Origin of the sequence: Colwellia sp. C1TZA3 (assembly GCF_007954265.1) — a bacterium.
Taxonomy (GTDB): domain Bacteria; phylum Pseudomonadota; class Gammaproteobacteria; order Enterobacterales; family Alteromonadaceae; genus Cognaticolwellia.
Genome location: NZ_VOLS01000050.1, coordinates 23546 through 30058 on the forward strand (window position 1 = coordinate 23546; position 6513 = coordinate 30058).

General features: G+C 38.1%; 3 protein-coding genes. 1 reads left to right on the forward strand and 2 read right to left on the reverse strand.

Going from position 1 to position 6513, the window contains the following annotated elements:
* Positions 1-176 precede the first annotated feature (176 nt).
* Positions 177-1361 (forward strand): acetyl-CoA C-acyltransferase, encoded by a 1185-nt coding sequence (locus ESZ39_RS13655; protein WP_146880457.1) that lies wholly within the window; start codon positions 177-179, stop codon positions 1359-1361.
* A gap of 297 nt (positions 1362-1658) precedes the next feature.
* Here the strand turns inward: ESZ39_RS13655 and ESZ39_RS13660 are convergent, their stop codons facing one another.
* On the reverse strand, positions 1659-4727 hold the full coding sequence (locus tag ESZ39_RS13660) for a ligand-binding sensor domain-containing diguanylate cyclase (RefSeq protein ID WP_146880460.1): 3069 nt from the start codon (positions 4725-4727) through the stop codon (positions 1659-1661).
* Between the two features lie 599 nt (positions 4728-5326).
* Complete coding sequence (locus ESZ39_RS13665) at positions 5327-6217, reverse strand: alpha/beta fold hydrolase (protein WP_146880458.1); 891 nt, start codon at positions 6215-6217, stop codon at positions 5327-5329.
* Positions 6218-6513 lie beyond the last annotated feature (296 nt).

The window sequence follows — 6513 nt, forward strand, 5'->3', positions numbered from 1 at the left end:
AATTTTACAAATATTAGCGTTGCTATATTAACAATGTATAAAATTTACGTTTGTGTAAAACTGAATTTACGTTAACCTAATCTTTAATGCTAATCGATTATTGAAAATAATTACCTAACAAAAAATCTCAAACAAATGTCAAACAAATGTCAAACAACACTTTATCGGAGAACCCTATGTCTACTCAAGATCCAATCGTCATCGTTGCTGCAAAACGTACCCCTATGGGTGGTTTTATGGGTGGTTTATCAGCAGTGAGTGCTACCACTTTAGGGGCAACTGCTATTCGTGGTGCTATGGCGGCTGCTAATTTGTCTCATGATCAAGTTGATGAAGTGATCATGGGTTGTGTATTACCTGCGGGCTTAAAACAAGCACCAGCAAGACAAGCTGCTTTAGAAGCTGATTTAGCGTTATCAACAGCCTGTACCACTATTAATAAAGTTTGTGGCTCAGGTATGAAAGCGGCCATGCAAGCACATGACGCCCTATTAGCTGGCTCTATTGATGTTGCGGTTGCTGGTGGCATGGAAAGCATGACAAACGCACCACATTTATTACCTAAAGGCAGAACTGGAATTAAAATGGGTCAAGGTCAAATACTTGATCATATGATGACCGATGGTTTAGAAAATGCCTACGACGGTATTGCCATGGGTTGTTTCGCCCAAAAAACGGCGGATGAATCTGCTTTTACTCGCGAAGATATGGACGCTTATGCTATTCGTTCATTAGCACGTGCTAATGCTGCTATTGCCGATGGCGCATTTGTTAATGAAATATCGCCAGTAACGATTAAATCTCGCCGCGGTGACTCAGTGTTTGAAACTGATGAACAACCCGGTAATGCTCGTCCAGATAAAATTCCTAGCTTACGTCCCGCCTTTAAAAAAGACGGGACCATTACCGCGGCTAACTCAAGCTCTATTTCTGATGGTGCGGCGGCATTAGTGATGATGAAGTTATCAGTAGCACAAAAACGTGGCTTAACGCCGTTGTGTAAGATTGTTGCTCACGCTACGCACTCTCAAAAGCCAGCAGAATTTACCGTTGCGCCCGTAGGTGCAATGCAAAAATTACTGGCTAAAGCTAACTGGACAGCAGCCGATGTTGACTTGTTTGAAATCAACGAAGCCTTTGCTATGGTCACTATGCTAGGCATTAAAGCCTTAGACTTAGACGTTGAAAAAGTTAATGTTAACGGCGGTGCTTGTGCATTAGGTCACCCGTTAGGCGCAAGTGGCGCACGTATTATGGTGACATTAATCCATGCCTTGAAGAACAGAGGCTTAAATAAAGGTATTGCTTCATTATGTATCGGTGGTGGTGAAGCCACTGCGATTGCTATCGAAATGATGTAATACCAGTTCCATTAAGTTTGTGATCTTGTTGTGCGCAGGAAAAATAACTCAAGGTAAGGCGCTCGATTGAGCAATAGCTGGCTATTGGGATTGAGAGCAACACAGCCTTGAGCTATTTTAACTAGTACAAGTGAGCAATAACTTAATGGGATTGGTATAACCACCCAAAGTAGTCACTTTGATCTTAAAGCTGACGTTTCGCTTATACATTTTATCATTTTTCTATAGGGTCAATGCATACGAGTAATTTAGGCCATACTAGGTCTCTAGCTAAATAGTCTACAGTTACGGCATTATTTACTCACCAATTCTTGCAACCCTATTTCTCCCCTTTGATTTGCCAAGATATAATGCCTTGTCTGCAGACAACACAATGGAATCAATCGTTGTATTTTGCTCTGGTGAGATAGTCACAAGCCCTAAAGTTAAAGTGACAAATGCGCTAGTTTCAGATTTTTCATGAGGGATTTTCATGTTTTCTATCGCCAAACATAAACGCTCAGCAATAATAGTCGATTGTTTTATTGATGTATCGGGTAGGATAATAGCGAACTCCTCACCACCGTAACGACAATTTGCATCTGTCATTCGCGCTACGCTGGTACAAATACATTGAGCCACTTGTTTTAGGCAACTATCACCTTGCTGATGACCATAAAAATCATTAAACAGTTTAAAGTGGTCAATGTCGCCAAGAATAAGAGACAATGATTGCTTTTGACGGTCATGTCTGTTTATTTCTATGGCCAGTTTTTTATCAAAATAACGGCGATTATATAACCCAGTTAACCCATCTTGATAGGTAAGTACTTCCAATTGCTTATTTGCTTCCATTAAGTCACTAGCTTGGCTGTTTAATGAGATTGTTTTCTGTGCAACTTGCTCTTCAAGGGTTAAAACAAATTGCTTTTGCCTTGCTATTTCTGTCTGTTGTAAACGTGTTCTAAAATAAATAACAGTAAATATAATCATGATAGCGACTAACACATACAAGCTATATGCCCACCAAGTTTTCCATAGAGGTGGCGATACAGACAAATTAATTGACAGTAATTTTTCTCCCCATTTACCACTGCTGTTCGTCGCTTTAACTAAAAATTTATATGAGCCACCATCTAAATTAGTAAAAGAAACAACATTTTGGTTACCAATATCAATCCAATTATCATCATACCCTTCTAGCTTATAAGCATATTGATTCTTACGAGGAGAAATAAAATCTAATACTGAGAATTCAAATGAAAAAAAGTAGTCAACATAAGACAATTTAATATCAGTGACATAAGAATAAGGCTGTGCAAGTTTTACTGACTTACCCATCTTATTAAACCCAGTTAAAACAACATTGAACTCGCTATTATTTGTTTCAACATTTGCAGTATTGAAAAATTCAATTCCTCTTGGACTACTAGTGAAAAGTGTCTCATTCCCAGCTCTTATTAAGCTATTAGCATAGTAGTTTAAGCCTAATAAGCCATTATAACTGTCAAAGTTAGTTACTTCTCCTGACAATGGGTTTAGCTTTGAAATTCCTTTATTTGTCGTTAGCCACAAGTTACCATTCTTATCATCGGCGATCCCACGGATCAAAGAAGTAGGTAAGCCGTTTTTTCTGCCAAAAGCTTTAAAGCTTTTTGTTTTAGGGAGATACAAGTTCAGTCCTTTTTGAGTGGCAATCCAGATTTCTCCATTCCTAGCTTGATGAATATCTTGAACGATGTTACCCAATAAGCTCGCTGCTTTATTATTACTTGTAAATGAAATAAATCGTTGGTTGGCTTCCTGCCAAAGGTTCAAACCATTTCCAGTACCAACCCAAATATTTTGTTCGCTGTCTTTAAATATTTCTAACACTTCTGGATGAGATAACCCGAAAGAATCATCTAAGTGAGTAAATTTTTTAGTCAAAGGATTGTAGCGATAAACACCATTTTTATAAGTACCGATCCAAAGGTTCCTATATTGATCGGTATTAAGCGCTCGTAACTCCCTAAACTCCTTATAGTTTGGATCGGACTTAGGGTATTCTAATAACTCAACTTGCTTAGTTTTTAAATTGAATTTAGCTAAGGCATCATCTTGTGCAACCCATAACATATTCTGACCATTTGGAAATATGATAGGTTTTTCTAATAACTGATTTCCTCCAAAACCATTTTCATCACTAAAAATTGGCTCAGATAATATCTCTAGTTTTTGTGATGTTACGTGCCACTTATATAATTGAGATAATGAAGATACAATTAATAAATCACCATTAGCATCAACTGTAATGCCATTTGGCACTGTCAGTGCAGGACTATTAATGGATTTGAATTTTCGGTTTGGTATTATTTTATATATACCGTGAGTTTCGCTAGTAACCCATATTGTGCTTGAGCTATCTTCAAAAACTATTCTCAGACCATGATTATGCTCAAGGTTAAATTTATCAATTTGAGAGCCTGAGTTTGATTGTCGAAACAAGCCTTTAGTGGAGACAAACCAAATGTGGCCTTCCTGATCCTCAATCATAGAATTCACTTGCCCTAGATATTCATCATTAAGGGTTTTTAATGATGTAAAAAGACCTGTTTTTTTATCAAAGGTAAATGAACCTTGTTGTGTACCGATATAAAGCTTATTTTTTGAAGTCTTTAAAATACTTCTGATTTGGTTTGCGCCGGTAGGCGTGCGATTATCTGGAGCAGGGAAAAAATGAGCAAAGGTTTTCTTGTTTTTATTATATAGATTTAAGCCAAAGCTAGTGGCAATCCAAAGGCTATCACTATCGTTGTCTTCAATATCCCAGATTCTATTATGTGATAAACCTGATGCTTTATCATCAATATGCTCAAAGCTGTTAACACCAAGATATCGATTTAAACCATTGTCATATGAGCCTAACCAAATTGAGCCTTCTTGGTCATGAAATAAAGATTGTATTCGGTTAGATGAGAGAGAGTCAATGCGCAAAGGATCATGAATAAAATGCTGAAAACGTCCTGTTTCTGGTTCATAAAGATTAGCACCTCCTCCCCAAGTGCCAACCCATATTCTTCCCTGACGGTCTAACATAAGATTTCCAGCATCATTATGGGTCAAACCGTTTGAACTCATACTATCAAATTCAAAGAGGGTTACCTTTCGGCCATCATAGCGCATAATGCCATTTTCGGCAGTGCCAAACCAAAGCAAACCTTGATTATCTTGAATAATAGAATATATTTTAGAAGAGACGAAACCATCCTCTTCGGTTAACATATCAACAGAGTATTCATTAGTCAGTTCGGAAGGCTGGGCATTACTATAAGTTGAAATGATAATAATCAAAAGAAAGCTAATGAAAAATTTAAAACGATTAAAAAACAACAAATTATATCTCATTAACTTTAAAGTCATCACTCTAGATTATTTAACTGACTATATCTAGGGAAAATAAAATAAACTAGCAATAAAACCCCACAATTGGCGCTAAAATCACCATGAAAAATAGCCGGAGTATCTTTATTATCAGTGGCATCAGTCAAGATTAAGCCAGCCCTTCGATGGCCCAAAACCACCGCTATTTTAACCATAGTAATATTTCTAGTTATACCAGTACCATTAAGTTTGTGATCTTGTTGTGCGCAGGAAAAATAATTTAAGGTAAGGCGCTCGATTGAGCAATAGCTGGCTATTGGGAGTGAGAGCAACACAGCCTTGAGCTATTTTAACTAGTACAAGTGAGCAATAACTTAATGGGATTGGTATAATTATCACTCTAGTTGAAAGCTCATTTATTTTATTCTTGATTATCTCATGGGATATCACCTAAGTAGTTGATTAAGAAATTGAAGGTAGGAAAGCTTATCTTGTGTGTAGAATTTAAAATAAGCTTGGGCTGTTTATTTATATATATTTTAATTGAGAACATATCATTTTGACGTTAAAGTTTTTTACAACAAGTTAACCTATAAAATCATGAATACAGTTTATTACATTGACTAGATTTTTTTGTTGGTTACGTTGGCCAAAAATTCGACTAGTGCGGCCGTGAACTCCTTGGGCGCATCCTGTGGTACCCAATGCGAAGTGCCAATAAGTGGCTTAAATAATGCTCCCGGAATTTCATTCGATAGTTGTCTACCATCCTCTGACTTTTGCCATGGGTCATCCACGCCCCAAAGAATCATAGTAGGAGCACGGATACTATTATGTCGATCAATCAAAGCCATAGTCTGGTTGGGGTTAAGTGCGGATGCATTGCGCAGCAAACTCAACTTTCCTTCTTCACTAGCCCATGGGGCTATGATCCCTGATCTAAACTCTGGGGTTAGTTGCTGACGATTTGACAGACCTGCGACGAGACTTTCTTCCAACGCTTCTACTAGATCAGCTATAGGGCGAGAGTTCCACCTCATTGGATGACCAAAATCGAGCATGTCATCATCAAATCGGTCGTAACAAACAGAATTTGTAATCACAAGTCGGTTTACTCGTGTTTGATGCTCTATTGCCAAAATGAGTGCAACGGCTCCTCCTGTGTCGTGGCCTACTACGTCCACTGCATCCAATTGAAGCCTGTCTAACAGTGCAATAATCATACGAGCCTGAACTTGAAAAGAACGATCAAAGCGGTCACGGCGATCAGACCAACCATGCCCTAAAAAGTCAGGTGCAATAACTCGATACCCTGCTTGTACAAGCAGAGGGATAACAGCGTGATATAGATACCCCCATGTTGGTATTCCATGCATCAAAAGAATCGTACCTTTGAAGTCCTGACCGGCATCAATGTAACGGATTGTGACTGGAATATGCACAACAGTGCCCGCAGGCAACTCAATTTCTTTTTGCGAAGATTTAAATTCCTCCCAAGTTGTCCAATTAATCATTGGCAGCTCCTCTCATAATTTGTTCTGGCTAACACGACTGTAAAATAACTTGTTTATTATAAATCATTCCATACGTAGGAGTAATAAGTGCATTACTTATATCGAGTTAATCAACTACTGTTCGATACAGGTTCGTAAAACATCAGTGCTTTTGGCTGAGTTATACCAGTCCCATTAAGTTATTGCTCACTTGTACTAGTTAAAATAGCTCAAGGCTGTGTTGCTCTCAATCCCAATAGCCAGCTATTGCTCAATCGAGCGCCTTACCTTGAATTATTTTTCCTGCGCACAACAAG